This is a genomic window from Streptomyces lydicus (genome assembly GCF_001729485.1).
Classification (GTDB): domain Bacteria; phylum Actinomycetota; class Actinomycetes; order Streptomycetales; family Streptomycetaceae; genus Streptomyces; species Streptomyces lydicus_D.
This window is the reverse complement of record NZ_CP017157.1, coordinates 4,392,353-4,418,190: the sequence shown is the minus strand read 5'-3', so window position 1 is coordinate 4,418,190 and position 25,838 is coordinate 4,392,353. Positions and strand designations below refer to the sequence as shown.

Annotated in this window: 24 protein-coding genes and 1 pseudogene; 9 read left to right on the top strand and 16 right to left on the bottom strand. The window is 70.8% G+C overall.

Going from position 1 to position 25,838, the window contains the following annotated elements:
• Positions 1-217: 217 nt before the first annotated feature.
• Complete coding sequence (locus SL103_RS19130; protein WP_069570198.1) at positions 218-1,006, bottom strand: amidohydrolase family protein; 789 nt, start codon at positions 1,004-1,006, stop codon at positions 218-220.
• Between the two features lie 98 nt (positions 1,007-1,104).
• Between SL103_RS19130 and SL103_RS19125 the strand changes: the two genes are divergently transcribed.
• Entirely contained in the window at positions 1,105-1,464 is a 360-nt protein-coding gene (locus SL103_RS19125; protein WP_069570197.1) for a MerR family transcriptional regulator, read from the top strand.
• Positions 1,465-1,491: 27 nt separating this feature from the next.
• Here SL103_RS19125 and SL103_RS19120 read toward each other — a convergent pair whose 3' ends face one another.
• Both SL103_RS19120 and SL103_RS19115 read right to left on the bottom strand, forming a co-directional pair.
• Positions 1,492-2,223: a CDP-diacylglycerol diphosphatase gene (locus SL103_RS19120; RefSeq protein WP_069570196.1), complete on the bottom strand. Its 732-nt coding sequence runs from the start codon at positions 2,221-2,223 to the stop codon at positions 1,492-1,494.
• Between the two features lie 332 nt (positions 2,224-2,555).
• Entirely contained in the window at positions 2,556-3,263 is a 708-nt protein-coding gene (locus SL103_RS19115) for a M24 family metallopeptidase (protein WP_069570195.1), read from the bottom strand.
• Between the two features lie 446 nt (positions 3,264-3,709).
• Between SL103_RS19115 and SL103_RS19110 the strand changes: the two genes are divergently transcribed.
• Together SL103_RS19110 and SL103_RS19105 are read left to right on the top strand one after the other, a co-directional pair.
• Positions 3,710-4,486 carry a class I SAM-dependent methyltransferase gene (locus SL103_RS19110; RefSeq protein WP_069570194.1) on the top strand — a complete coding sequence of 259 codons (777 nt, stop codon included), beginning with the start codon at positions 3,710-3,712 and terminating at the stop codon, positions 4,484-4,486.
• A gap of 155 nt (positions 4,487-4,641) precedes the next feature.
• Entirely contained in the window at positions 4,642-5,370 is a 729-nt protein-coding gene (locus SL103_RS19105) for an SDR family oxidoreductase (protein WP_069570193.1), read from the top strand.
• Between the two features lie 106 nt (positions 5,371-5,476).
• Here SL103_RS19105 and SL103_RS19100 read toward each other — a convergent pair whose 3' ends face one another.
• From SL103_RS19100 to SL103_RS19080, 5 genes and pseudogenes are all read right to left on the bottom strand, one after another.
• A complete protein-coding gene (locus SL103_RS19100; RefSeq protein WP_069570192.1) occupies positions 5,477-7,123 on the bottom strand; it encodes a glycoside hydrolase family 13 protein in 1,647 nt (548 codons plus the stop codon).
• Between the two features lie 50 nt (positions 7,124-7,173).
• Complete coding sequence (locus tag SL103_RS19095) at positions 7,174-8,007, bottom strand: carbohydrate ABC transporter permease (protein WP_069570191.1); 834 nt, start codon at positions 8,005-8,007, stop codon at positions 7,174-7,176.
• The gene (locus SL103_RS19090; RefSeq protein ID WP_069570190.1) at positions 8,004-9,023 is read right to left on the bottom strand and encodes a carbohydrate ABC transporter permease; all 1,020 of its coding nucleotides are present in this window, start codon (positions 9,021-9,023) and stop codon (positions 8,004-8,006) included. Before SL103_RS19090 ends, SL103_RS19095 begins: the two co-directional genes overlap by 4 nt.
• Positions 9,024-9,033: 10 nt before the next feature.
• The gene (locus tag SL103_RS19085) at positions 9,034-10,338 is read right to left on the bottom strand and encodes an ABC transporter substrate-binding protein (protein WP_069570189.1); all 1,305 of its coding nucleotides are present in this window, start codon (positions 10,336-10,338) and stop codon (positions 9,034-9,036) included.
• A 91-nt stretch (positions 10,339-10,429) separates the two neighbouring features.
• Positions 10,430-10,804: pseudogene (locus SL103_RS19080) on the bottom strand (sugar ABC transporter ATP-binding protein); the annotation flags it as partial.
• Between the two features lie 361 nt (positions 10,805-11,165).
• On the opposite strand from SL103_RS19080, the gene SL103_RS19075 reads away from it, so the two are divergent.
• The gene (locus SL103_RS19075) at positions 11,166-12,254 is read left to right on the top strand and encodes a LacI family DNA-binding transcriptional regulator (protein WP_347877854.1); all 1,089 of its coding nucleotides are present in this window, start codon (positions 11,166-11,168) and stop codon (positions 12,252-12,254) included.
• 9 nt (positions 12,255-12,263) lie between these two features.
• Here SL103_RS19075 and SL103_RS19070 read toward each other — a convergent pair whose 3' ends face one another.
• Positions 12,264-13,058, bottom strand: a complete 795-nt coding sequence (locus SL103_RS19070) for a TioE family transcriptional regulator (RefSeq protein WP_069570186.1) — start codon at positions 13,056-13,058, stop codon at positions 12,264-12,266.
• 58 nt (positions 13,059-13,116) lie between these two features.
• On the opposite strand from SL103_RS19070, the gene SL103_RS19065 reads away from it, so the two are divergent.
• The 3 genes from SL103_RS19065 (at position 13,117) to SL103_RS19055 (ending at position 15,343) form a co-directional block, all read left to right on the top strand.
• Entirely contained in the window at positions 13,117-14,319 is a 1,203-nt protein-coding gene (locus SL103_RS19065; protein WP_069570185.1) for an erythromycin esterase family protein, read from the top strand.
• A gap of 167 nt (positions 14,320-14,486) precedes the next feature.
• A complete protein-coding gene (locus SL103_RS19060; protein WP_069570184.1) occupies positions 14,487-14,714 on the top strand; it encodes a DUF2945 domain-containing protein in 228 nt (75 codons plus the stop codon).
• Between the two features lie 101 nt (positions 14,715-14,815).
• Positions 14,816-15,343, top strand: a complete 528-nt coding sequence (locus tag SL103_RS19055; RefSeq protein WP_069570183.1) for an HAD domain-containing protein — start codon at positions 14,816-14,818, stop codon at positions 15,341-15,343.
• 181 nt (positions 15,344-15,524) lie between these two features.
• Here the strand turns inward: SL103_RS19055 and SL103_RS19050 are convergent, their stop codons facing one another.
• From SL103_RS19050 to SL103_RS19025, 6 genes are all read right to left on the bottom strand, one after another.
• Positions 15,525-17,468 (bottom strand): YhgE/Pip family protein, encoded by a 1,944-nt coding sequence (locus tag SL103_RS19050; RefSeq protein WP_069570182.1) that lies wholly within the window; start codon positions 17,466-17,468, stop codon positions 15,525-15,527.
• Complete coding sequence (locus tag SL103_RS19045) at positions 17,465-18,094, bottom strand: ATP-binding cassette domain-containing protein (RefSeq protein WP_079145846.1); 630 nt, start codon at positions 18,092-18,094, stop codon at positions 17,465-17,467. The genes SL103_RS19050 and SL103_RS19045 overlap by 4 nt, the downstream gene beginning before the upstream one ends.
• A gap of 229 nt (positions 18,095-18,323) precedes the next feature.
• A complete protein-coding gene (locus SL103_RS19040) occupies positions 18,324-19,247 on the bottom strand; it encodes an RNA polymerase sigma-70 factor (protein WP_069570180.1) in 924 nt (307 codons plus the stop codon).
• A 170-nt stretch (positions 19,248-19,417) separates the two neighbouring features.
• On the bottom strand, positions 19,418-19,891 hold the full coding sequence (locus SL103_RS19035; protein ID WP_069570179.1) for a carboxymuconolactone decarboxylase family protein: 474 nt from the start codon (positions 19,889-19,891) through the stop codon (positions 19,418-19,420).
• 163 nt (positions 19,892-20,054) lie between these two features.
• Positions 20,055-20,897: a hypothetical protein gene (locus SL103_RS19030; protein WP_069570178.1), complete on the bottom strand. Its 843-nt coding sequence runs from the start codon at positions 20,895-20,897 to the stop codon at positions 20,055-20,057.
• 128 nt (positions 20,898-21,025) lie between these two features.
• Positions 21,026-21,988, bottom strand: coding sequence for a LysR family transcriptional regulator (locus SL103_RS19025; RefSeq protein ID WP_069570177.1), 963 nt, complete (start codon positions 21,986-21,988; stop codon positions 21,026-21,028).
• Between the two features lie 151 nt (positions 21,989-22,139).
• On the opposite strand from SL103_RS19025, the gene SL103_RS19020 reads away from it, so the two are divergent.
• The gene (locus tag SL103_RS19020; protein ID WP_069570176.1) at positions 22,140-23,060 is read left to right on the top strand and encodes a zinc-binding dehydrogenase; all 921 of its coding nucleotides are present in this window, start codon (positions 22,140-22,142) and stop codon (positions 23,058-23,060) included.
• Between the two features lie 120 nt (positions 23,061-23,180).
• The gene (locus SL103_RS19015; protein ID WP_069570175.1) at positions 23,181-23,618 is read left to right on the top strand and encodes a nuclear transport factor 2 family protein; all 438 of its coding nucleotides are present in this window, start codon (positions 23,181-23,183) and stop codon (positions 23,616-23,618) included.
• A gap of 105 nt (positions 23,619-23,723) precedes the next feature.
• Here the strand turns inward: SL103_RS19015 and SL103_RS19010 are convergent, their stop codons facing one another.
• A complete protein-coding gene (locus tag SL103_RS19010; protein WP_079145845.1) occupies positions 23,724-25,826 on the bottom strand; it encodes a PA14 domain-containing protein in 2,103 nt (700 codons plus the stop codon).
• Positions 25,827-25,838 lie beyond the last annotated feature (12 nt).

The window sequence follows — 25,838 nt, the reverse complement described above, 5'->3', positions numbered from 1 at the left end:
GGCCGCGCAGGGGCCGGCCGTCCACCGGTACCCGGCCCGGGTGCGGTGCCGGAGACGTTGTTTCGGTGCCGCGGATGGGGGCAGACGACTGTTGGTCCCCGGCTGATCTCCCCCGTTCAGCCGGGGACTTCTGCTGCCGAGGGCGGGGCGTCCGGCGGGATGCGCCGACCGAAGCGCTCAGCTGCCGGCGCCACACCCGGTACCTCGGCCGGGTGCCTCAGTCGAGCCCGAGCAGCGCGGCCATCGTTCCGCCGAGCACCCTCTCGCGCACCTCGCCCGGGCCGGTGACGCGCTCCACCAACGCCCGGGTGAGGACCGGATCGCCGTACGGTGCGTCCGACCCGAAGAGAGTGCGGTCCGGGATCTCCTTGATGGCCAGCCGGACCGCGAAGACGATGTTGGCCGTGGACAGCTCCAGGTACATGTTCGGGGTGTCCCGGACCAGTTCGACGGCCTGCATCCAGTGGAGACCGCCGAGTTGGCTGACCACGAGCGGAACGGTCGGGTACCGGACCGCGAGGGCCGCCAACGTCTTCAGATCGTCCGCGGTGGTCGGCGCGAATCCGTGCACCACCACGGGCAGCCGACCGTGATCGGCCGCCGCCCGGAGAACCGGCTCGATCAGCCCGGCCCGCCCCGGCGGCGGCGTCAGCTCCCCGACCCCGTGCCACCCGCGCGCGACGACCTCGCGTTCCACGGTCTCGGCGATGTCCCCCGGAGCCAGATCCAGCGGTACGGATCCGAAACCGATGAACCTTTCCGGCCATGCGGCGAGTGCCACGTCCAGCTCCCGCCACGCGCTGCGGAACCCCTCGATCGCGTTGGCGCGACCGCCGAGGGCCTGGCCCAGGACCGCCATCTCCCGGTGCAGCGAGGCAAGGTCAACGGCCCGCTCGGGGTGTGCCCGGGTGCCGAACAGCACCGCGCGGTCCACCCCGGCCTGGTCCAACAGCGCCACATGTGCCTCGATGGGGTCGTGCACATGGCTGTGCGCATCAATGATCAACGACTCACTCCCGGTTCGACGGCCGGCCCGGAATACGGCCGGCCGGTGCACTGTTCCTCCCTGACACCGTGGGAAGGTCAAGTCGGAGGGAGTCGGCGGTGCTGATCGGGGAGCTGTCCCGCCGTACCGGAGTCAGCGAGCGCCTGCTGCGCTACTACGAGCGGACGGAGCTGATCCACAGCGAACGCCGCGCCAACGGCTATCGCGAATACGGCGAGCACACCGTGCTGACGGTCCGGCGCATCCGGGCCCTGCTGGCGGCCGGACTGCCCACCCGTGTCATCCGGCAGGTCCTGCCGTGCGCCGTCGACGAGGCGACGCTGCGCCCCTGCCCCGGGGTGCTCAACAACCTCCGTGACCAGCTGAGCGTCCTCGACCGGCGTGCTGCAGACCTGGAGACGGCGCGCGGCCTGCTGCGCCGGACGATCGCCACCACCGAACAGGCCGCCACAGGCTAGTCGCGACGCACGGACCCGGCCCGGGTCTCACTTGCAGAGGAGGAGGCTGTCGCAGACCCCGATCCCCGGGGGCGTGGTCGGAGGGTGGGGGAGGCCGTCCCAGCTGTTCAGGAGGTAGAAGCCGCCGGACGAGTTGGCTCCGGCCTCGATGACGGTCATCGTCTGGGCGGCCATTTTTTCGTTGCGGGGGACGACCACACTGTCGTGGAGGGCCTTGAAGAGGTTCAGGGTCTTGAAGCTGTCGACATGGACCACGCGATAGCTCCGCGCTTGCGGATTTCCGCCCTGGTCCTCACCGACCACCGTGGTCAAGTTCGTGGGCCAATTCTTCACGTCCTTGGCGATCTGGCCCGCCTGATAGGCCGTGTCGAGCGCGGTCTTCACTCCTGGGCGGACCCCGGACATGTGGAGGTGCAGCTGCTCGTGCGAGCGGTGCTGGGCCGCATTGACCCCCAACCCCACCACTCCCCACTTCTGTTGGCCGAACCAGTCGTACGCTCTGTCGTGCGCGACCTGCCAGTAATTGTTCGCCGCGTAGGCGCCCGAAACGAGATCCGGGCACTCGATGCCCTTGATGCGATCGGTGGCGACCAGCAGATATCCCTTTACCCCTCGGGACACCAGCCAGAAGGCGCCGATCTGCCTTTCCCGGCAGTCCCAGGCCATGTCCCAGAGAAATTCGCCACTGTCCTTGGGATCTCCGCAGAGGTCGGTGGGCGGCACGGCGAGGCTGGTGCGCTGGTTCTCCTTGGTCGTCACGGCGATACCTCCACGGTGATCGGGGTACGTGCCGCGGCTGCCCGGCCGGAGTGTTCTCGGCCCCGGTGCGCCTGGCGTCTGACGGTTCCCGTGGCCCGCCGCAGGACGGCCTGGGCCGCGGCAAACGGGGCACATGGCCGAGAGACGCCGTCGCACCGCTCCTGGGCGGGCGTCTGGCCGACCTCGTCCGGGTCGAGGCACGAGCTGTACCACCACCGTGCCATCACCCTCCGGGCAGCGCATCTGCTGACCCGACGGGGGCGGTTCATGGCAGGTGGTGGGCTCCGGTGGCGTCCGGGTCCCGGTGCCGAGGCCGGTGACGGGCGAGCGATTCAGGCGAGGTCGAGCAGCTGTTCGTAGAACCCGCCGAAACCCCGTTCCCGGTCGACCAGATGGAGTTCGAGGATCCAGTGGCAGGTGCGGCCCACGCGGTCCGTGCGGCGCAGCGGGGTGTCGTTCTCCGGGGTGATGTACGACTCGGCCTTGGCCCCGTCGTTCCTCTCATGCGGGAACTCGCCGACGAGGTGGCCGGTGTGCCAGGTCCCGATGGCCCAGCCGGCTGCCGCGGCCAGCCGCTCGACCTCGGCGTACAGCTGCCGGCCGGTGATGTCCGGACGCGTGGCGAAGAAGGCGCGTCCGGCGTCGAAGAGGCGCGGCAGGTCCTGGAGGAGGCGCTGCTTGTGCGGGTCGTCGCCGAAGACGTACGTGCGACCGAAGTCCGCCTCGTACTCCTCGAAGATCGGGCCGAAGTCGGCGAAGGCGACATCCTCGGGCCCGATGACCCGGTCCGGGGGATTGTCCTGATAGGGGCGGAGGGTGTTGGGCCCGGAGCGGATGATCCGCTTGTGCCAGTGCTTGGTGGTGCCGAACATGTCATTGGCGAGGTCGCGAATCCGGTCGCTGACCGCGCGTTCGCCGAGGCCGGGCGCCACCAGCCCGCGCTTCTCCACTTCGGCGAACAGCGCGAGGGCCTTTTCCTGAGCCGCAATCAGCCCCTCGGCTCGCCGGGCTTCCGGCACATCCGGTGTCTGGTCCGTCATGAGGTCTTCCCTCCCGTGAGGGCGCGCACTGCCGAGTGCGGCGCAGCAGGGTAACGATGCGCGTGCCACGCCCGGTTGAGGCTTTCGGTCGATCGTCGATCATCGCAATGCCGCCTCCGCCGAGGCAAGGCGATTCTCTCGCCCGGCACGCACCTGTGCGATGCGTGGGCCTGTCACTACCTCCAATATCTGACGGCCCGTGTGCCAACTGATTTGGGGTATGCACCAAGCAATTGCCGGGTGATTGTTCAATTCGCGCGGCAGATGCAGGATGGCATGCAGACGCACCGGGGTGAGGGAGGCAAGTCGGATGTCCGACAGCGGGATGCGTTCCCGGGCTCTGGTCGCAGCATTCTCACGGACCCCATGTGCCCCGGCCGGAACACCGGCGACAGCGCGTGGGGCTCTCCTTTCCCTGCATCCTGCTCACAAGGCGAGGTAAGGCCATGACCACACGAACCGGGGACGGCAGCGCCGGCGACGTCGATTACGGCGCGATCGGCGCTGGATACTCCTCCTACCGCCGGCCGGACGCGCGGATCGCGCGGTTCATCGCCGAGACCCTGGGCGACTCCCGGACGGTACTCAACGTCGGTGCCGGCGCCGGATCGTACGAGGGCGCGCTCCGTGCCGTGACGGCGGTCGAGCCCTCGGAGTCGATGCGCGCCCAGCGACCGACCCGGCTCGCCCCGGCGATCGATGCCGTCGCCGAGGACCTGCCCTTCGCCGACGGGGAGTTCGACGGGGCGATGACGCTGTTCAGCGTGCACCAGTGGCTCGACGTCGAGGCCGGCCTGCGTGAGATGCGGCGCGTGACCCGCGGCCCGGTCGTCGTCCTCACCTGCGATCCCGACCTGGTACGGGACTTCTGGCTGTACCGCTACGCGCCCGAGGTCCTCGACACCGAGGCCCGCCGCTACCCGCCGATCGGGCAGCTGACCGCCGCCCTGGGCGGCACGAGCACGATCCGGACCGTACCCATCCCCCTGGACTGCACCGACGGCTTCAACGAGGCGTATTACGGCCGCCCCGAGATGCTGCTCGACCCGGCGGCTCGGCAGGCGTGCTCGGCGTGGAGTTTCGTCGACGACCGCGTCCGCGGACACTTCGACGAGACCCTGCGCCACGACCTGGACTCCGGCGCCTGGGACGAGGAATTCGGTCACCTGCGCAGCCGGCCGGCGTACGAGGGGTCACTCGTCATCGTCCGCGCGGTCCCGTAAGGGGCGAGGGACGTGCCCCGGCGGCGCGCCAAGCCGCGACGAGGGGAGTCGGCCGCCGGCCGACACGTGTGCCGGATGTACGTCCTTGTCCTCCGCTGAACGCCGGTATAGGGATCATGTGCCCATGCGACACATCTCCTGATGAAAGGCATGTCATGAAGCTCGCAGTCATCGGCGGTACCGGGCTGATCGGATCGCAGGTCGTCAAGGACCTGAATGCCGCGGGGCACGAGGCGGTACCGCACTCGAAGTCCACCGGAGTCGACGTCGTCAGTGGCGAAGGGGTGGACGAGGCGGTGGCGGGGGCGGATGTCCTCGTCAATCTGACGAACTCCCCGACCTTCGACGAAGCCTCACCGGCCTTCTTCCAGGCATCGATGGACAACCTTATGGCCGCGGGCCGAAAGAGCGGTATCCGGCACTTCGTCATTCTGTCGATCGTCGGCGTGGACCGGGTACCGGAGCTGGACTACTACCGGGCCAAGGCGCTCCAGGAAAACCTCCTCGCGGCCGGACCGATCCCCTATTCGATCGTCCGGGCGACACAATTCATGGAATTCATCGAGGCGGCCATGTCCTGGACGGCGGACAGTGACACCGTCCGGCTGCCCGCCACGCCGATCCAGCCGATCGCGTCCAAGGACGTGGCCGCCGCGGTGGCGGAGGTCGCGGTGGGAGCCCCGCTGGGGGGCATTCGCAACATCGCCGGCCCCGAGATCTTCTCCCTGGACGAGCTGGGCCGGATCACCCTGGCCCACAAGTCCGACGGCCGCACCGTCGTCACCGACCCCACCGCGGGCATGTTCGCCGCGGTCAAGGGCGACGTCCTCACCGACAAGGACGCTCGCCTCGCCCCCACCCGCTACACCGACTGGCTGTCCTGAACCGTTTCCGTCCTGGTGGGCGGGGGTGGGAATGCGCTGACCGGCGCCGTGGTGCGCTGCTGGTGCCCGCCCGCGGCGGGGCGGGTACCGGCAGCGCGCCGTACTGCTACCTCGCGAGCCACACCGCGTGGTCCGGGGCCAGTCGGCCGTCCTCGACCGGGCCGCTCGCCAGCAGCACCGCCTCGTGTGCGGGCAGCGCGTACGGCTCCGGTGAGAGGTTGACGACGCAGCCGAAGCCCGGCTCACGTCGGAAGGCGAGCACACCGGCGGGGGCGTCGAGCCAGGTCAGGTCGCCCTCGCCGAGTGCGGGGTGGTCCCGGCGCAGATGGAGCGCGCGCCGGTAGAGCTCCAGCATGGAGGCCGGGTCGCCGGTCTGTGCCGCGACGCTGAGGTCCTTCCAGTGCGCGGGCTGCGGCAGCCAGGGCTCGCCGGTGGCGCCCTCGGGGCTGAAGCCGTACGGCGTGCTGTCCCCGGACCAGGGGATCGGGACGCGACAGCCGTCACGACCGGGGTCGGTGTGGCCGGACCGTTCCCAGATGGGGTCCTGGAGTACGCCCTCGGGGAGGTCTTCCACCTCCGCCAGCCCCAGCTCCTCACCCTGGTAGACGTAGGCGCCGCCGGGGAGGGCGAGCATCAGCAGGGCGGCGGCGCGGGCCCGCCGGACACCGAGTTCGAGGTCAAGCGGGCCCTCGGGGCGGTAGGGCTCGTTGGCGACCCACTTCCTGGCCACCGTGCGGCCGAAGCGGCTGGGGTGGCGTACCACGTCGTGGTTGGAGAGCACCCAGGTGGCGGGGGCGCCGACGGAGCCGAGCGTGCCGAGCGAGCGGTCGATGACTTCCCGCAACGCGGCGGCGTCCCAACTGGTCATCAGGAAATCGAAGTTGAAGGCGGTGTGCAGTCCCTCCGGCCGTACGTAGGCGGCGAGTCGGTCGGGGGTGTCGGCCCAGGCTTCGGCGACGAACGAGCGGTCGCCGGGGAATTCGTCGGCGACCCGGCGCCAAGCGCGGTAGATGGCGTGCACGTCGTCGCGGTTCCAGTACGGATGGTCCGCCTGCCCCTCGGCCGCCGGGGCGTCCGTTCCGCCGCGGGCCGGCAGATCGGGCAGCGCGGGGTCCTTGACCAGGCCGTGCGCCACATCGATACGGAAGCCGTCGACGCCCCGGCTGAACCAGAACCGCAGAACGTCCTCGAACTCCGCCCGCACCTCGGGGTGTTGCCAGTTGAGGTCCGGCTGCTCGGGGGCGAACAGATGGAGGTACCACTGCCCGTCGGGCAACCTGGTCCAGGCCGGGCCGCCGAAGACGGACTGCCAGTTGTTGGGCGGCTCGGCCCCGTCGGGCCCGCGCCCGTCGCGGAAGTGGTAGCGCGCCCGCTCCGGGCTGCCGGGCCCGGCAGCCACCGCCGCCTCGAACCAGGCGTGCCGGTCGGAGGTGTGGTTCGGCACGATGTCGGGGATGACGCGGATGCCGTGCCGGTGCGCCTCCTCGATCAGCGCCTCGGCGTCGGCCACGGTGCCGAAGAGCGGGTCGATCCTGCGGTAGTCCGCCACGTCGTAACCGTGGTCCGCCATCGGCGACTTGTACCAGGGATTGATCCAGATGGCGTCGATGCCGAGGGACTTCAGGTAGGGGAGCCGGGAGCGGATGCCGGCGATGTCACCGACTCCGTCACCGTTGGCGTCGGCGAAGCTGCGGACGTAGACCTGGTAGATGACGGCGCTGCGCCACCAGGGTGCTGGGTTGTTGCTGGGCATGCTGCTGCGTGCTCCTCGGTGCTCTGCGGTGGTTCGGTCTGCGGTGCGGACTACTTCGCGGCGCCGGCGGTGAGGCCGGCGACGATCCGGCGCTGGAAGAGCAGCACCATGATCACGAGGGGGACGGTGACCAGTACGCCCGCCGCCATCTGGCTGCCGAACGGGGTCTCGAACTGGCTCGCCCCGGAGAAGGTGGAGATGGCCACCGGCGCGGTCTGCATCTCCGGCTTGTTCGTCATCGACAGTGCGATGAGGAATTCGTTCCAGGCCGCGATGAAGGTGATGATCGCGGTGGTGAACATGCCCGGCGCGGCGAGCGGGATGATGATCTTGCGGAACGCCTGACCGCGGGTGCAGCCGTCGACCATGGCGGCATGCTCCAGTTCGTCGGGCATCTGCCGGAAGAACGCGGTGAGGTTCCAGACCGCGAGCGGCAGGGTGAAGGACATGCTGGGCACGATCATGGCCTGGTAGCTGTTGATCCAGCCGAAGTCGACGAACATCTTCAGCAGCGGGACCACGAGCGACACCACCGGGAACATGGAGGTCGCGATGATCAGCGTGAGCACCAGCCGCTTGAGCCGGAATTCCAGCCGGGCCATGGCATAGGCGGTGAAGGTGGCCAGGACCAGCGCCACCGCGGTGGTGGTGCCGGCCACCACGAGGCTGTTGAGCAGGGCCCGGGTGAAGGACTCGGACGGGTCGAGGACCGCGAGGTAGTTCTCGAACGAAAGCCGGGTGGGGAACGGGGAGTTGGCGAAGATGTCCGAGGTCCGCCGCAGGCTGGAGACCAGCATCCAGTAGAACGGTGCCAGGCAGTAGGCCACGACCGCGGCGACTCCCGCGTACAGCAGCCACTTGCGCAGCTTCGGGGAGAGCGTCATGCCGCCACCTCCGTACGACGGCGCGGCAGCCACCGGCGGCGCGTGCGGGCGGGACCGTCGTCGCCGAGGACATCGGCGCCCAGCAGCCGGACGAAGGCCAGCGCGATCAGGAAGACATAGACGAAGAGGATCACCGCATAGGCCGCGGCGGGCCCGAAGCGCACGTTCGCGGCCTGGTCCTGGGCGAGCATGGACAGCGTCTCCACCGAGGTCTTCTTGGCGCCGATGAGGATGTACGGCAGGTCGAACATCCGCAGCGCGTCCAGCGTGCGGAACAGGACCGCCACCAGCAGCGCGGGCTTCACCAGCGGCAGGGTGATGTTCCAGAACTGGCGCAGCGCGCCCGCGCCGTCGATCCTGGCCGCCTCGTAGACCTCCTTGCTGATCACCTGGAGTCCCGCCAGGACGAGCAGGCCGATGAAGGGGGCGGTCTTCCACACATCGGCGATGATCACCGCGAGCTTGGCGTGGAATCCCTCGGTGGTCCACAGGATGTGCTGACCGGTCAGGGCGTTGGCCACGCCGTTGCTGTTGAAGATCCAGCGCCAGAGCAGACCGCTCACCGCGGTGGGGATGGCCCACGGCACCAGGATGCTGGCCCGTACCAGGGCCCGGCCCTGGAAGGCGCGGTGCATGATCAGCGCCATCGCGATGCCGATGACCGTCTCCAGCGCGACCGTGGTGACGGTCAGGAACGTGGTGTTCCAAAAGGCGTTCCAGAAGCGGGCGCCGGCCGCACCGAAGATCGCGCCGTAGTTCTGCAGCCCGACGAACGGGTCGCTCTCGTTGACGAAACCGGTCTTCGGGTTGAGTCCGGGAGTGCCGTAGAGCGAGTCCTTCAACGCCACGAGCGTCGGATAGAGGACCACGACCGTCAGCACCAGCAGCGTCGGGGAGACCAGCAGCGCCGCGAGTCGGCCGGTCCCGGAGGTGGCCCGCGGGCGGCGCCGTGGGCGCTCCGCCGGCGGGGCCGGCGCCCGGGGCACGGGCGCGGCCTGGTTCTGCGTTGTCACCATGGGGTGCTCCTCACTCTCCCGCAGCCTGCTGCCGAAGGGTCTGCTGAAGGTCCTTCAGCGCCTGCGCGCTGCTGGTGCTGCCGGTCATGGCCGCGTAGACCTGCTGTTGGATCGCCGCCGTGACATCGCCGTACCGGAAGACCCGGGGCCGCGGCACGGCGTGCAGGATCGACTGCTTGAGGGTGGGGAGGTACGGATACTGCTTGATCAGCTTCGGGTCCTTGTAGAGCGCCTCATAGGTCGGTGCGCCCGGTGCGCGGGACAGCGTGAAGCGCTGGATCTCCTGGCTGGAGAGGAACTTCATGAAGTCGATCGCCGTCGCCTTGTTCTCCGCCGAGGCCGACAGCGCCAGGTTGTGGCCGCCCAGGCTGGAGGCGCCGGGCCCGTTCAGGCCGGGCAGCGGTGCGGTGCGGAACCGGTCCGCGACCTTGCTGGAGCCGTCCTTCTTGGCCATCAGGGGATAGGCGTAGGGCCAGTTCCGCAGGAAGATCAGCTTCCCGGTCTGGAAGGCGCGGCGGCCGTCCTCCTCCTGGTAGGTGACGGCGTCCTTCGGGATGGTGCCGTCCTTGAAGGAGTTGACCAGGAAGTCCAGGCCCCGCTTCGCCTGCGGGGTGTCCACGTGCGGTGTGCCCTTGGCGTCGGTGACGACGCCGCCCGCGGAGTTCACCGCCTCGGCGAAGTTGACGGTCAGGCCCTCGTACTTCTGGAACTGGCCCGCGTAACACGACATCCCCCGTGCCTCGGGCAGCTTCCTCACCTTGGCGCAGTCCGCCTTCATCTCCGCCCAGGTGGCCGGCGGTTTCGCGATGCGGGCCTGCTTGAGCAGGTCGGTGCGGTAGTAGAGCATGCCGCCGTCGGAACTGAACGGCAGGGCGTACAGACCACCGCGGTACTTGCCGGTCTCGACGATCGGCTTGAGCATCTGCGACAACGGATACCGGTCCTCGGGCAGCCGGTCGATCCATCGGTGCGCGGCGAACTCCGAGGTCCACACGGCGTCGAGCGCCAGCACCGTATAGGCGTCGGACTTCGTCTGCGCGTTCTGGATCATCTGCTGGCGCTGGGCGTCGGGGTCCGTGGGCAACTGGACGAAGGTGACCTTCTCCGAGGGGTGCAGCTTGTTCCAGCGGTCGAGCATCTCCTGGACGGATCCGGAGGCGTCCTTGCCGGCGACGTAGGTGATGGGGCCGCGTCCCTCGAACGTGGGCCGGCCGCCGGCCTTGGTGGCCCCGGCCGGGCCGCAGGCGGCGAGGGCGGCGAGCCCCACGAAGGCCGCGCCGCCACTCTGCAGCGCTCTGATCGTTCTGCTCTTCACTGTCTCTCCTGGTGGTGCGAACCGGGGCGGTGGTCGGTCACGCGCTGGGGAGCCGCTCGCCGGTGGCGGCCGAGAAGAAGTACGTGCTGCCGGGCCGGAAGCCCGTCACCACCCGGTCGCCGTCGCCCTCGGCCGCGCCGGCGGCGCGCACGCGGCGGGGCAACGGGAGGCGGCTGCCGCCGAGTTGGACGCCGTCATCGGCCATCCGGACCTCTTTGAGGTTCCTGGTCGGCGAGCCGATGAAGGAGGCCGCGAAGACATCGGCCGGCTCGTCGTGGAGCGGGCGCGGGGCGGCGCACTGCTGGAGCACCCCGTCCTTCAGTACGGCGACGCGGTCGCCCATGGTCATCGCCTCGACCTGGTCGTGCGTGACGTGGACGGTGGTGCCACCCAGCCGCCCCTGGAGGGCGGCGATCTGCGTACGGGCCCGGGTACGCAGCTTGGCGTCCAGGTGGGACAGCGGCTCGAAACTGACTGTGGTCATGCAGGAGTTTCATCCCTTCCCGGCAGCGGCCGCCGGATGGCATGGACAGGGTCGCAGAGCGCTTCTGATTGCGCTGTCTCCGTATCAGGTGGATGAAAGAGCAGGTCAAGAGCCTGGAGGATCACTCCGAGCGGCTGGCGATGACCTGGCGAGACAGCGCTTTCAAGCTATGAGCAGCCCTAGGTGAAGTCAATGCGTTACGGCCAGGTAATGCGCCGGACATCCACCTGTACCTTGCAGCTTTTATGCCGAGCCAAGGTCCGGCGTCGACGGGTGCCCGCGTCGATGACAGCGCTGTCATCGACGCCCTGAGTGCGTGTGCTCGCCGTGCTACCTTCCGTGCATGTCACCAGCTCAACGGCATCCCACCATGGCCGACGTCGCCGAACGCGCCGGCGTCTCCGCCTCCACCGTCTCGCGCACCCTGCGCGGCTACGCCTCCGTCTCGGCCGAGGTCCGGGAGCGGGTCGAACGCGCGGCCCGCGAGCTGAACTTCGCCATCTCCAGGCAGGCGGCCAGCCTGGTGACCGGCAAGACCGGGGTGGTGGCCGTGCTCGTACCGATACTCAAGTCATGGTTCGTGGGTTCGGCGCTGGAAGGGCTCGGGCTGGTGCTGCGGGCGGCGGGCCTGGAGCTGGTGGTCTACTACGTGCCCGACATGGTGGAGCGCGCCGACTTCTTCGAGCGGCTGCCCGCGCGGCGGAACGCCGATGCGCTGCTGGTGTTCTCCTTCGACCTCACCGAGGAGGAGAGCGCCCGCCTGGACGATCTGCAGATGCCGGTCATATACGTCAGCCAGCACGCCGAGGGCAGGCCGAGCGTGTACGTCGACGATGTGGCCGGGGGGCGCGGCGGCACCCGGCATCTCCTCAACCTCGGGCACCGGCGGATCGCCTTCCTGCGGGCGATCGGGGTCAGCGGGTTCACCTTCAGCTCCAACGAACGGCTGACCGGCTACCGCCAGGCGCTCACCGACGCCGGCGTTCCGCTGGACGACGAGCTGGTGGTCGGCGCCGTCCTGGGCGAGGACCGCACCGTCGTGCAGGCGGTCGGCCAGCTGCTCAGCCTGCGGCATCCGCCGACCGCGATCTTCGTCGAGCAGGACGAGCTCGCCGTCGCGGTGCTGTGGACGCTGCGCAAGAGCGGCTTCGACGTGCCCGAGCGGCTGTCCGTCCTCGGCTTCGACGACCATGACATCGCCCGCTGGGTCGGGCTGTCCACGATCGCGCAGTCACCCACGGAGATCGGCCGCGCCGCCGGCGAGCTGGCCCGTGCGCTCATCGAGACGCCGGACGCCGATCGGGAACGGCACATCGTCCTGCCCACCCATCTGATCCCCCGGGCCACCACCGCCCCGCTCACGCCACCGCCCCCGGCGCCCGAAAGCGGCCAGGAGACACCCCCGGCGGGACCCGGCGCGTGGGCTGATTGACCGGGCGGCTCAACCGGGCCGCGGGGACGGAGCGGGCTGCCCGCAACCTTCCGTCTCATCCGCCTCGCGGAGGTACACCTCCAGTTGGGCGGCCCCCGTCAGCATCGCCCGCCCGCGGGTGGACAACCGGCCGTGCCAGTCGCACAGCGCGGCCTCCAGCGGCTCCAGTCCGCCGGCCGTCCGTACCTGCGCGATCAGCGGGGCGATCTGCTCCAACAGGTACCCGCCCCGCCTGAGCTGGTGGGCCAGCCGGGCGTCCCGCACATCGGCCTCGTCGTACACGCGGTAGCCGGTCAGCGGGTCGCGGCGCGGCCGCACCAGACCGGCGCGCTCCCATTTGCGCAGGGTCGCGGGCCGGAGTCCGAGCTTCCCGGCCAGCGGCCCGATGAACATGTCGCCGGGCCCGGACGCCGCGGCCGGCCCGGACCCCGCCCCGGACTCGGGCCCGGTGAGCGGCTCCAGGTCGCGGAGGGCGCTCTCCACGGCCTGGAGGGTCCGGCGGTCGTCGAGGAGCTGGGCGTGGCTCTCGTCGATGAGGCGGAACGCCTCCTCGGCCGCGCCCTCGTTCACCGCCCGCATGATCGACGTCGCCGTCCGGTGGCCGTGGCCGGGCACCAGGGCGAGGAACGCGCGCAGGGCCCCCGCATGCAGCGAGGTATAGGTCCGGTAGCCGTGGGGGGTGCGACCGGCGGCCGGAAGGATGCCGGCCTCCTCGTAGTTCCTGACCGCCTGCGTGGACAGCCCGTGCTCGCGGGCCAGATCAACCGGCCTGAGCCGCTCGCCACTTTGAGGGTTTCGTGCCATGAGACCACCGATATCGCGCAGAACTTTCAACCGAGGGTTCAACGATACCGTTGAAGGCATGGTTACAGACCGCCAGGAAACCACCCATGCCGTCGAAGCCGCCTCCGTCATGAAGCTGCTTTCGGCGCGGCCGCGGCTGCTCGCCCTGGGCGAGCCCACCCACGGCGAGGACACGCTGCTCGACCTGCGCAACGAGCTCTTCCGACAGCTCGTCGAGCAGGAGGGCTACCGCACGATCGCGATCGAGAGCGACTGCATCAGGGGCCTCATCGTCGACGACTACGTCACCTCGGGCACAGGCACCCTCGACGAGGTCATGGAGCACGGCTTCAGCCACGGTTGGGGCGCCTCCGCGGCCAACCGCGAGCTGGTGCGCTGGATGCGCGCCCACAACGACGGCCGGTCCGCGCCCGAACAACTCCGCTTCGCCGGCTTCGACGGCCCGCTGGAGATCACCGGCGCCGCGAGCCCCCGGCAGGCCCTCACCGCACTGCACGGCTACCTCTCGTCCCGGGTGGACGCGGGCTTGCTCCCCTGCACCGCGGAAACACTCGACCGCCTCCTCGGCGCCGACGACCGGTGGACCGAGCCCGCCGCGATGATGGACCCGACCCGGTCCGTCGGGAAGTCGGCCGAGGCCAACGAGCTGCGGCTGCTCGCCGACGACCTGGTGGCACTGCTCGACGAGCAGACGCCACACCTGATCGCGGCGACCTCGCGGGAGGACCGGGACCGGGCGCGCCTGTACGGGCGTACCGCCACCGGCCTGCTGCTTTACCACTCGTGGATGGCCGACACCGGACCGAGCCGCATGACGCGGCTGGTGGGCCTGCGGGACCGGATGATGGCCGACAACCTCCTCGCCGTAGCCGAACGTGGCCCGGCGCTGGTCCATGCCCACAACGGCCACCTCCAGCGGGAGAAGAGCACGATGCGGATGAGCGGACGGCCGCTGGAGTGGTGGAGCGCCGGCGCGCTCGTGAGCGCCCACCTGGGCGAGGAGTACGCCTTCCTGGCCACGGCTCTCGGCACGATCCGGCACCAGGGAGTGGACACCCCGGCACCGGACACCGTCGAAGGACTCCTGTACGCGCTCCCGGAGGACCGCTACGTCGTCGACGCCCGTCGACTGGCCACCGCCCTCGGCGACACGCGGCCCGCGCCCCGCGTGTCCCCCTGGTTCGGCTACGCCCCGCTCGACCCGGCCCACTTGGCGGACAGCGACGGGCTGGTGTTCGTCAAGGACGTCCCGCGGAGCTAGTGCGGGCGGGCGGTGAGCGCGCTCGGGAGCTGCTTCCGGATCGAGGGCCCTCCGAAGGCAGCTCCCGAGGTCGCGCTCGCCGTCATCACGTGCGCGATCCGGTGACACGCACGAACCTGAAGACGTGCACCGCTCGCATCCCCGTGCTCAGGAAAAGGGAGAGCGCCATGTCGAAGAAGCACGATCTCGGAAAGGGCGACGAGGTGGCGTGGGAGAGCCATGGCCACAAGGTGACGGGGAAGGTGAAGAAGAAGATCACCGATCGTGTTGAAGCGGCCGGACGGACCGTCGACGCCTCGCGGGACGACCCGCAGTACGAGGTGGAGAGCGACAAGTCCGGCCGTACCGCCGTCCACAAGCCGAGTGCCCTGCGTAAGAAGAAGCGGAATTCCTGACGCCGGCCGCCGGACGACGAGCGGGGAGCGAGCGCAGCTCCGGCCGTCAGGAGAGAAGACGGGCCGCGGCACTGTCCGGCCCGAGGGGTACGGTGCCGGGCATGACCGCAGAGGGCCCCTCCGTTCGGCCGTTGCTCTTCCTCGATGTCGACGGGCCGCTGCTGCCCTTCGGAGGGCCGACGCCGAGCCGGTCCGGCGGATCGCAGGGTCTGCCCATCGAGGCGAGCCCGCTGCTGGCACGGATCGATCCCGGCGTGGGACGGCGGCTGGCAGCGCTCGGCTACGAGTTGGTCTGGGCGACGACATGGGGGGAGGAGGCGAACGAGTGCATCGCGCCCCGGATCGGGTTGCCGCCGCTTGAAGTCATCCATTGGCCGGAGCCGTCAGCGGCGGAGGAGCGTGACGTGCCGGCCGGGCGCCATTGGAAGACGCGGCCGATCGTTGCGTGGGCCGCCGGGCGGGCGTTCGCGTGGGTCGATGACGAGATCACGCGCGCGGATCACGCGTGGGTCGCCGCTCATCATGCCGGGCCGGCGCTGCTGCGGCAGGTGGATCCCCGCGTCGGCCTGACCGCCGACGACCTGGACGTCCTCGCCTCGTGGGCCGAGGCCCTCGGCGACACGACGTGACACGGCGCTCAAGCCCGGTGTGCCACGTTCCCGCCGCGACCAAGATCCTCCGTCAGGGCCTCAAGACATGGCTGCGCGCCCTCAAGACCGCCGCCGAAGCCCCCACTCGCAACCGGCGGCATTGAACCGCGAACCACCGACCACGCCCACGTCGAGTGCGGCGGTGTGGACCCGGGCTCCCTTACAGGGAGACGTCGGGATGGAGGCGTCCGACCGTCCACATCCGCTGCCGCCGCACGGCGAGGGCGGTCACGGCCAGGAAGCCCGCGGTGAAGGCCAGAAGGACGGCGAAGTCCCGTAGGAGGTTTTCGGTGAGCCCGCCCGAGACGGTGACCCGCAGCCCGTCCACGAGGTACGTCATCGGGAGCAGCGGGTTCAGCATCTGGAAGAAGGCCGGCTCGGTGGGCAGCGGATAGAGCCCGCCCGAGGCGGTGAGCTGCAGGATGAGCAGGACCAGCGACAGGACGTCGCCGGGAACCCCGAACACGGTGCGCAGACAGTGGTCGACGGCCACGAACGCCGCCGCCCCGGTGACCAGGAGCGCCAGCATCCAGACGCCGTGGACGGGGTCGAGTCCGAGGGTCAGGTCGACGACGCCGTAGAGCACCAGTGCCCCCACGGCGCCGAGCAGCGCGGCCGGCAGCCATCCCGCGACCGCGGTGGTGAAGGCGCCGACCCGGCCCACCAGGGCGCGGGTGTTGAGCGGGCGCAGCAGCAGGTACGCGAAGAGGCCGAACACCCACAGGGCGATGCCGAAGAAGAACGGTGCGAGCCCTCGTCCGTAGACCCCGGCCGGGTGCAGGTTGGCCCGGTCGATGTGGACGGGCGTGCCCAGGACCTCGGCGGCGTGCGCGACCTGGTCGGGACTGGTGCGGGGGATCTTGTGCAGTCCGTCGTCCACGGTGCGGGAGACCTCCGAGGCGCCGCTGTGGGCCTGGTCGGCGGCGGCCCGCAGGGCGCCGGAGCCCTTCTCCAAGGTGCCGAGCCCCTCGACGAGGCCGTGCGCGCCGTCGGCCGCACTGTGGGAACCGGTGTCGACGAGACGGAGCGGGGTGTGCAGGGCCAGCACGTCACGTCCGAGCGAGCCGACGTCCGCCTGGAGACGTTCGGCTTCCTGGAGGGCCCGGCGGGCGTTGTTCTCCGCGGCGGCGGCCCGTCCGTCGAGGGCGGTGGCGGTCGAGTCCAGGCTGCGGGCGTGGCTCAGGGCCCGTCGGTAGACCGGGTCGTCGCGCAGTTCGGGGTGGGAGTCGGCGAGATCGGTGAGGTCGGCCACCGCCCGCGAGGTGCCCTTGCGGGTGGCACCGGTGGCGGTGTGCACGGCGTCCAGACCGTCGGTGGTCAGCCGGGCGGTGCTCACCAAGGCGGCGGCGGCCCCGGGAAGCCGGTCCGCGGCGGCCTGGTCGAGGCGGCCCGTGAGGTCGTCGATCTGTCCGGTGGCCCGGGCGATCTGCCGGGCCCCGGCGGCGACGCCGCCGGCCCCGTCGCGCAGCGTGGAGGTCGCCGAGGCGACCGTGGAGGTGCCCTGCTGGGCCACCCGGGTGGCCCCCACCAGCCGGTGTGCGCCGTCGGAGGCGGTGGTCAGCTTGTCGCGCACGTCCGACAACTCGCCGTAGACACCGCGCACATAGGCGGCGTGTGTGGCGGAGTTGATCTGGTCCTGCAACTTGGTCTGTACGACCTCGGTCATGATGCCGGCGATGTAGTTGTTGGCATCGTTGAGGTGGATCCGGATGCCGGCCTGCTTCGGGCGGGTGTCGGCGCCGGTGGCGAGCTTGCGGCTGAAGTCGGACGGGATGTCGATGGTGAAGAAGTAGCGGCCGTGCTCCAGTCCGTCCCGCGCCTCGTCCCGGCCGACGAAGTGCCAGTCGAAGGTGCCGGACGCCTTGAGCTGCTCCACCAGCTGATCACCGGCGTTCACCCGCCGGCCCTGCTTCGCATGCGCCGGGTGGTCCTGGTTGACGACGGCGACCGGCATGCGGTCGGTCTTGCCGTACGGGTCCCAGTTCGCCCAGAGGTACATGGCGCCGTACAGCAGCGGCACCAGGCAGAGCAGTAAGGGGACCAGGCGGCGCATCGGGCCGCGGAAGCGCCGGAGTTCCAGCAGTGCCAGCTTGACGGCCCTCATGCGTCGGCGTCCTCTCGGGCATCGGCCGTCCGGGCCGGCAGGCGGTCCCGGCTGCGCCGCGGAAGCGACAGCGTGACGAGGCCGGGGGTGGGCGACGGCGTGCGGAGGCACCCGGCGAGCACGGTGGGGCCGCTGTTGCGGACCCGGTCCAGTGCCTGCCACACGCTGTCGTGCGCGGCGGGCGGCAGGCCCTCGTCGACGTCGTCGACGACCAGGGCACCGGGCCGCTCGGCGAGCGCCAGCGCGGCCGCCAGCAGCAGCGCCTCGACCGGATCGAGGTCCTCGACCAGGTCCGTCCCGCGGGGGGCGGTGCCCACCACCTCGCATGCCTCGCGGAGGCGATGCTCGGTCACCCCCGGTGCGGTCAGGCGGCGTTCGGCCATCACTTCCCGCACCCGCAGCCGCCCTTCGAGAGTGACCGCGGGCGCCGCCCGGGCGACGGCGACCGCCGCGCGCACCCACCGGCCTTCGGCGGGCAGGACGTGCCCGCCGACCCGGACGGCCCCGCCGGACAGCCGCATCCGCCCGGCGAGCGCCAGCAGCAGGGAAGTACGCCCGGAACCTGCCGGCCCGTGGGCGGCCAGCAGTCCGCCGGCCGGCACGTCCAGGTCCACCCCTTCGAACACCGGCCCTCTCGGACCGTGCACACTCGCCCCGCGGGCGACCACGTCAACTCCAGGCCCTGTCATGCAGCAAGTCCTAGCCCGGACCGGCCAACCCACCCCTGTGGCACGGCAGTTGTGACGATGTTCACGTGGCGCCGCCAACTGGCCGGCCCCAGGCCGCTTCGAGGCCCGGACCCGCCGCACCGGCGAACCGCCCACCTCCGGCCGCCGGCCCGCCCCGCGCCCGAGGTCAGTTCGTCTGCCGGCGGGCCAGCTTCACCTCGCGGTCGATGGCCCAGGCGTCGGCGACCGGCCCGAGGTGGCCGAGCTTGTCGGGATTGATCACCGTGCGGATGGTCCGGATCCGCCCGTCGAGCACCTCCAGGGCCAGGGTGTGCAGGATCTTGCCGTCCCGGTCGCGGAAGACCGCGCCGGGCTGGCCGTTGACCTCGTGCTGTTCGAACGTCACGTCGATCCGGAGCAGCCAGGGGAAGACCGCGCCCAGCAGCCGGGCCACGTTCTCCGCACCCATGACGGCCCTGGCCAGCTGCGGGGCCTTGCCGCCACCGTCCCCGACCAACTCCACGTCGGCGGCCAGCAGCTTCTGCAGCCCGTCCACCTCGCCGTTGCTCAGCGCGTCGAAGAAGCGCGTCGCCAGCTCCTGCCGCTCCTGACCGTCCGCTGCGAACCGCGGCCGCCCGGCGGCCATGTGCCGCCGCGCCCGCACCAGCAGCTGCCGACACGCCGCCTCCGAACGCCCCACGGCCGCGGCGACCTCGTCGAACCCGAAGCCGAACACCTCCCGCAGCAGGAAGACCGCCCGCTCCAGCGGGCTGAGCCGCTCCAACAGCAGCAGCGCCGCCATCGACACCGAGTCGGCCAGCTCCACCGACCGCGCCGGATCCTGGTACGGATCGCTCAGCAGCGGCTCGGGAAACCAAGGGCCCACGTACTCCTCCCGCCGCACCCGCGCGGAGCGCAGCACATCGATCGATATCCGCGTCACCGCGGCCGACAGAAAGGCTTTGGCCGACGTGGGCCGGGTCGCCGAAGCGTCGAAGCGCAGCCACGTCTCCTGCACCGCGTCCTCGGCCTCGCTCACGCTGCCCAGAATGCGGTAGGCGATCGAGAACAGCAGCGGTCGCAGCTCCTCGAAGTCCTCGACCTTGCTCACACCGCATCCCTCCCTTGAAACCTGCATCCCCAGCCGCCCGTACGCGGCGGCGCAGCCGATCTGCTGGTGATCACCCGGCCCACCGGCGGGCCGGCGCGGCGCCGCCGAGGCCGGGGCCCGGGGCCCGCACCGGACCCCGGGCCGGCCGTCGATGCCGTTCGCTCGACGTGTCAGTGGAACTGCCCGGGCACGTAGTCGCCGGCCGGCTGCTGGGCGATGATGTTCAGCCGGTTCACCGTGTTCATGAAGGAAACCAGGATCACCAGGGCGGTGAGCTGCTCCTCGTCGTAGTGCTTGGCGGCGTACTCCCACACCTTGTCGCTGACCCCACCGGCCGCGTCCGCGACCCGGGTGCCCTCCTCCGCCAGCTCCAGCGCGGCACGCTCGGCCTCGGTGAAGACCGTGGCCTCCCGCCACGCCGCGACCAGGTTCAGCCGCACCGAGGTCTCACCGGCCGCCGCGGCGTCCTTGGTGTGCATGTCGATGCAGAAGGCGCAGCCGTTGATCTGGCTCACGCGGAGCGCCACCAGCTCCTGCGTCGCGGCCGGCAGCGCCGATTCCTTGACCGTCTTGCCCGCCGACATGAAGTACTTGAAGGCTTTGCCGGCGGTCGGGCTGGCGAAGTAGTTCAGTCGCGCTTCCATGATGTGCTCCTCTGCGGTCGTCACTGGCTACACCCCTTAGACGAGGTAGCCCGGCGCCCTGTGACGTGGGCGCATGTGACCTGCGTCTCGCCGCCGCGTCCTGGAGCGTGAGTTGCTGGGGCGTGTGGTGAATGTGCTGGTCACAGCCAGTTTGTTGCCGAGGTCATGAAGGGGTGAGCGGAAGCTCGTAGTCCATGGTGCGCGCGGTGATGCGCAGTCCGGCCAGCGGCAGTGCTTGGCGTACCGCGGTGTCATCGAATTCCCAGACGGTCAGTTCGGTGACCTCGGGGTGGTCGCGCCGCAGGCGTGTGACGAGTTCCGCGATGAGCGCGGCGAGCGCGCGCGGCTCGGCGTTCTCGTGGCGGATCGACTCCCCGGCATTGATGTGGGCCGCGTGCCCGCTTATGAAGGCCGAGACCTCTGCGTCCGCCGTCGCCAGCGTGAGGTGCGTGGGCAGTTGGTGGACCTGCACCTCGGGCAGCCCGGCAGGGGGCTGCCAGGTGGCTGGCTCGGTGCTCCAGTAACGGGCGCATTCGCCGTGTCCGCGCGCGTTCAGCGCGGTCGCCGCCTGGCCGTCGGGCCCGGTGTCCCGACCGCCCCACCGCAGGGTGCGGCAGCCGGCGGCGCGGGCCTCGTCCGCGGCCCGGCGGTACAGGCCCGTGACCATCTCGAACTCCTCGGCGGCCGGCGGGAGCAGGTCGTAGCAGCCGGTTTTGAGACGGCGGACCTGGCGTGGCACGTACATTGCCTGCACTCGCGCAACCCGCTCGTGGTCCGGGTCCTCGTACACCCATGCCCAACCCAGCAGCGCCCCGTCGCGGCGGGCCGCGACCGCGCCGATGGTACGGGGCCGGCCCTGGTCGCCGGTCGGCTCGGGCTCGTCGTCCGCCGTGTAAGGGGGCTCGCCGGCCGCCGCGTACATTTCTCCGATCACGTGCTCGTCCGCATCCGGCCGGCCGTCCCACTCGAAGAACAGTTCGGACTCAAAGAACAGTTCGGAACTCATGTCCGAAGGGTACGACCGCACGACCGACGGACCGCGAGAACTGCCGCGGCCGACCCAGTTCCCTTCGTCACCGCTCCGTGCCTGACTGCCGCATCCCCCGAAACCGATCATGGTTTGCGGTCCTTTTCCTATGGGTCGTACGTCCGGCCCGCGAGCTTGGCGTGGTCGGTGTCCGGGAGCCAGTCGCGCCGCGGGGCGTAGTCCAGCCAGCGCCGGGAGCGGCCGGTTTCGGTGAAGCCGCGCAGCAGGGCGTCGAGTTGTGGGTGGCGGGCGGACTCGCGCCAGGCCAGCGACCAGGCGTACAGCGGGGTCGGTTCGACCAGCGGGATCGCGCGCAGGCCCGCATGGTCGGGGAGCGGTGCGTCGGCGGGGAAGAGCGTGAAGCACCCGGCGTCGTCGCGGAGGTGCTGCACGAGGTGGTCCAGGCCCAGGTTGGGGCCGTCCTGACGCCGGGGGAGCGCGAAGTGGTCGGCGAACCGGCGGAGGAAGTCCAGGCGGGTCAGCTCGGCCGGACACCACAGAACGCTGTCGCGCAGATCGGCCGGGCGCAGCGCGTCCGCGCCGGCCAGCGGATGGGACGGGCCGACCAGCGCGTCGACGGGCTCCAGCCGCACCAGCCGCTGGGTGAGGCCCGCGTCGCAGCCGTCGGGCAGGGGGTGCACCCGGCCGAGGCCCAGATCCGTGTCACCGCGCAGCAGTGCCTGCGCGACCGAAGGCCAGTCGCGCCCCGGGCCGGGCTCCAGCCGCACCGGCCCGAGCGCCCGCGCGGCCTGGGCGACGGTGCGCATCGGCGCGTAAAGGTGCCCCCAGGTGTCGATCCGTACGACCGAGCCGGTGCCGCTCACCGCCGCGACCGCGCGCTCGCCCGCCGCCAGCGCCTCGCGCGCGGCCGGCAGGAACCGTTCGCCCGCCTCGGACAGCCGGACGCCGCCCGCCCGCTCGAACAGCCGGACGGCCAGCAGGCTCTCCAGCCGCGCGATGCGCTTGGACAACGCCTGCTGACTGGTGTTCAGCTCTTCGGCTGCCCGCCCGAAATGCAGCGTCCCGGCGGTCGTGAGGAAGGCGCGGACCAGGGCGAGGTCAAGATCCATGCCGCTGACCTTATGCGACAACCGCGCGTTGTCGGCCGGGCAGCTCGGTTGTTGGCCGGGCCGCACCGCCCCACGGTCAGATGGTCATCGCCGCCGCACCAGGCGGCACAGCCCGACGGGACGGCCCCGGAGGCCGAGGAGGAAGACCACGATGAAAGCCCTGATCCCGACCGGAGATCCCGCCGAACCAGTGGCGTTCGCCGACGTGCCGGAGCCGGCCCCGCGCCCCCACGAGGCGCTGGTGAAGGTCGAGGCGTTCTCGGTCAACCGGGGCGAGACCTTCAAACTGGAGAAGCCCGCGCCCGGCGAACGCCCCGGCAAGGACATCGCGGGGCTGGTGGTCCAGCCGGCCGCAGACGGAAGTGGACCGTCCGGGATCACCCGGGTCGTGGGCCACCCCATGGCGGGCGGCTGGGCGGAGTACGTAGCGGTGCCGACCGACGCACTCACCGCGCTGCCGGACGGCGTCTCGGTGCTCCAGGGCGCGGCGCTGCCGCTGGCCGGACTCACCGCCCTGCGACTGCTGCGCGCCGCGGGACCCTTGCCGGGCCGGCGGGTTCTGCTGACCGGTGCGTCCGGCGGGGTGGGCCACTACGTGACCGAACTCGCGGCCGCGGCGGGCGCGCAGGTCACCGCCGTGACCCGGGACGCCGAACGCGGCGCCCGGCTGGTCGGACTCGGCGCCGCCGAAATCGTCCATGACGTCGCCGATGCCTGCGGGCCCTTCGACGTCGTGCTGGAGTCGACCGGCGGGCGGGCCCTCCCGCTCGCTCTGGCGCGGCTCGCCCGGCGCGGGACGCTCATCTGGTTCGGCCAGGCCAGCCGCACGCCGGTCACGCTCGACTTCTTCGACTTCTTCCGCGGCCCCGAGTCGGCCGTCATCCGGCACTTCCACTACCTCGACGCGGACTCCCGCATCGACGACGACCTGGCGGCGTTGGTCCGGCTGACCGCCGAGGGCCGTCTGCACCCGGAGATCGGCCGCGTCACGGACTGGGCCGACACCGCGACCACCCTCACCGACCTGCGCGACCGCCGCATCCGCGGCAAGGCCGTCCTCACCCTGTCCTGACCCCCTTCCCGGACCGCCGACCTCTCAACTCCCCAACCTCCCAACTGCGCAACGTCGCAAGGCATTCAAGGCTTTCCAAGACATCCCAAGCCTTTCCAAGACATCCCGAGGAGCATGACCATGAGCAGCATCACCGACCCCCGCACCGTCGTCATCCGCTACGTCGAGGCCGTGCGTGACGGCGACGCCGAGGTCATCCACGACAGCTTCGCCACGGACGCGACCTGGCACTACCCGGGCAGCCTGCCGGTCTCCCAGGTGTGGCGCGGCCGCGACGCGATCATCAACGACTTCCTCGGCGGCATGGGGCCCGCCTTCGTCCCCGGCAGCCTGGAGATAGCGCTGGTCAGCACCCTCGCCGAGGGCGACCGCGTGGTCGCCGAATGGACCTCCCTGGCCACCACCGTGCAGGGCAGCCGCTACGACAACCGCTGCCTCGGCATCTTCACCGTGCACGACGGCAAGATCACCTCCGTCATCGAATACGCCGACACCCACCATGTCGCGGCCACCCTCTTCCCGGACCACGACGTCCCCCGCCCCGTCGACGCCGCGTGATCCGTACGCAGGCCGCCTGACAGAGCGTGGCGGTCCGGGGCGTTCGGTGGGCGGGGCGGTCGGTGGGCGGGACGCGCGCCCCGCCCACCGACCGCGTAGGCGCCGTCAGTCAGCAGCGACCGCTGTCTGAGTGGCCCCCGTCTCCGTCCCGTCGTCGAACACCACGGTCACGCGGTAGAAGGACGTCGTGCCCTGCGGCATCGCCGCGTCCCAGTACCCGCCGTCCTCGCGCGGCAACGGCGTCGCGTTGAGCTTGTCGAAGACGTGCGTGTCCGGGTTCCAGCGGTAGACGTTCAAGCCGGTTGGCCTGTGGCCGCTCTCGTCGGCCTCGGGGGACGATATCCAGCTGATCCAGCCGTGATCGCCGTATGACTGTGCGCCGAGAGTGGTGAGCGGAGCTCCGGTCGCGGCGGGTGTCGCGTCGGCGTCCGGACGGAGGTCCAACTCGGTCACCTCGGCCGTCGTCGCCCCGCCCTCGGGTGTGAGGGCGTTGCCGTACAGGTCGACGGCGATGACGGCGTAGCGCACCTGCTCACCGTGGGCGGTCGTCAGGTCGTGGTGCCGGGTCCCGGTGAACTTCCAGGGCTGGAAGTTCCCGGGGTCCAGCAGCGGCTTGTACGCCCACTTCCCGTCGACGAGCCGGCCGCGCAGGATCTTGTAGTGGTCGAGGCCGGGGTCGTCACTGGCCTCCCAGCTGAGCGACACACCGTTCTCGCTCGGCGTCACGGTCAGGCCGGACACCGCGGGCGGCGCGGTGGTGTTGCCCTGGGCGTGCATTTCCATGTCCACCGACGGGGCACCCTGGCAGCCGGCTTCGTCGGCAGCCACGACCCAGTAGTGATAGGTGGTGCCGGGCGTCGCGGTCCGATCGGTGAAGGACGTCCCGCGGACGTGCTCGCCGACGAGCTCCCGCGTCTTCCCTTCCGTCCGGGGCGCACTCGACCGGTAGACGCGGTAGCCGACGAAGTCCTCGCTCGTCGCCTCCGACGCGTCCCAGGTCAGGGTGATCCCGGCCTCACTCTCCTCGGCCCGTGCGTTCAGAGCCGTCTCCGCCGGCGGCGTCCTGTCCTGCGTCATGAACTCGTTCGTCGCCCCCGAGGGTGCCGACTCGTTGCCGTGGATGTCGACGGCAGTGACGACGTAGTAGTACCAGTCACCGGTCTGCGGGAGCGCCTCGCGGAACCCCGGGCCGCTGACCGGCGTGCTTCCGCTCACCAGGTTCGCCGGGGTGACGGCGACCGGCTTGCCGATGGACCGGTAGACCCGGTAACCGGCGAGATCAGGTTCGGTGTTCCCGTCCCAGAACAGCGAGACGTTCTCGACGTTACCCATCGCCCAGTTCTTCTCGACGCCCTTGGGGGCGGCGGGCGCCGTCCGGTCAGCGGTGGTGAGGGCCATGTCCGCGGTACCGGCCGACTCGTTACCGGCCCGGTCGAAGGCGCGCACCTCGTAGTAGTACGTGGCACCCGTCTTCGGCAGCGTGGTGTCCGTGTACGAGGTGGAGGTCGTCGTCGCGAGCGGCTCGGGCGGGTATGCGGAGCCCTTGAGCCGCCGGTAGACGCGGTACCCCGCGAGATCCAACTCCTTGTTGGCCGCCCAGCTGAACTTGGCGCTGTACGAGGAGTACGAAAGGGAGGTACCGGAGGGCGTGAGCGGCTTGACCTTGTCGGCATCGGCCGACGTACGGGGCTTGTACGTGAACTTGACGTTCGCGGCGCCGGTCCAGTTGACGTAGTCGATCCGGAGGGTGTGACTGCCGGACGGGACGGTGACGTTGGCGGTTTTCGTCTGAGAGGTGGAGACGTTCTTCCACAGGTCGATCTTGCGGACGCCGTCGAGGTAGACGCGGATGCCGTCACGTGCTTCGGCGGCGAACTGGAACGGCCCGCCTGAGCCGAAGTCGCGGGTGACCGTCCAGCGGACACCGAAGTCGTTCGAGGGCAGACCGGTCGCCGGGGCACCTGCACCCCAGTTCTGGTCGATCACGGAGTCGCAGTCCGTCTTCCTCGGCGTCCCACTGAACGTGGTGTTCGCGTAGAACGTCCGCTGGAAGACGGGGGAGGCGCTGGTCACAGCCGCCTCGGCGGTACCGGCCGTGACGGTGAGCAGACCGCCGGTGGCGGCGAGCACGACCGCGGCGGCGAGCGTCCGGGCGGTGCGCCGGCTGCGGGGACCGACGACAGCCTGGGCGCAAAGGGCTTGATTCATGCGGAGGGAGAC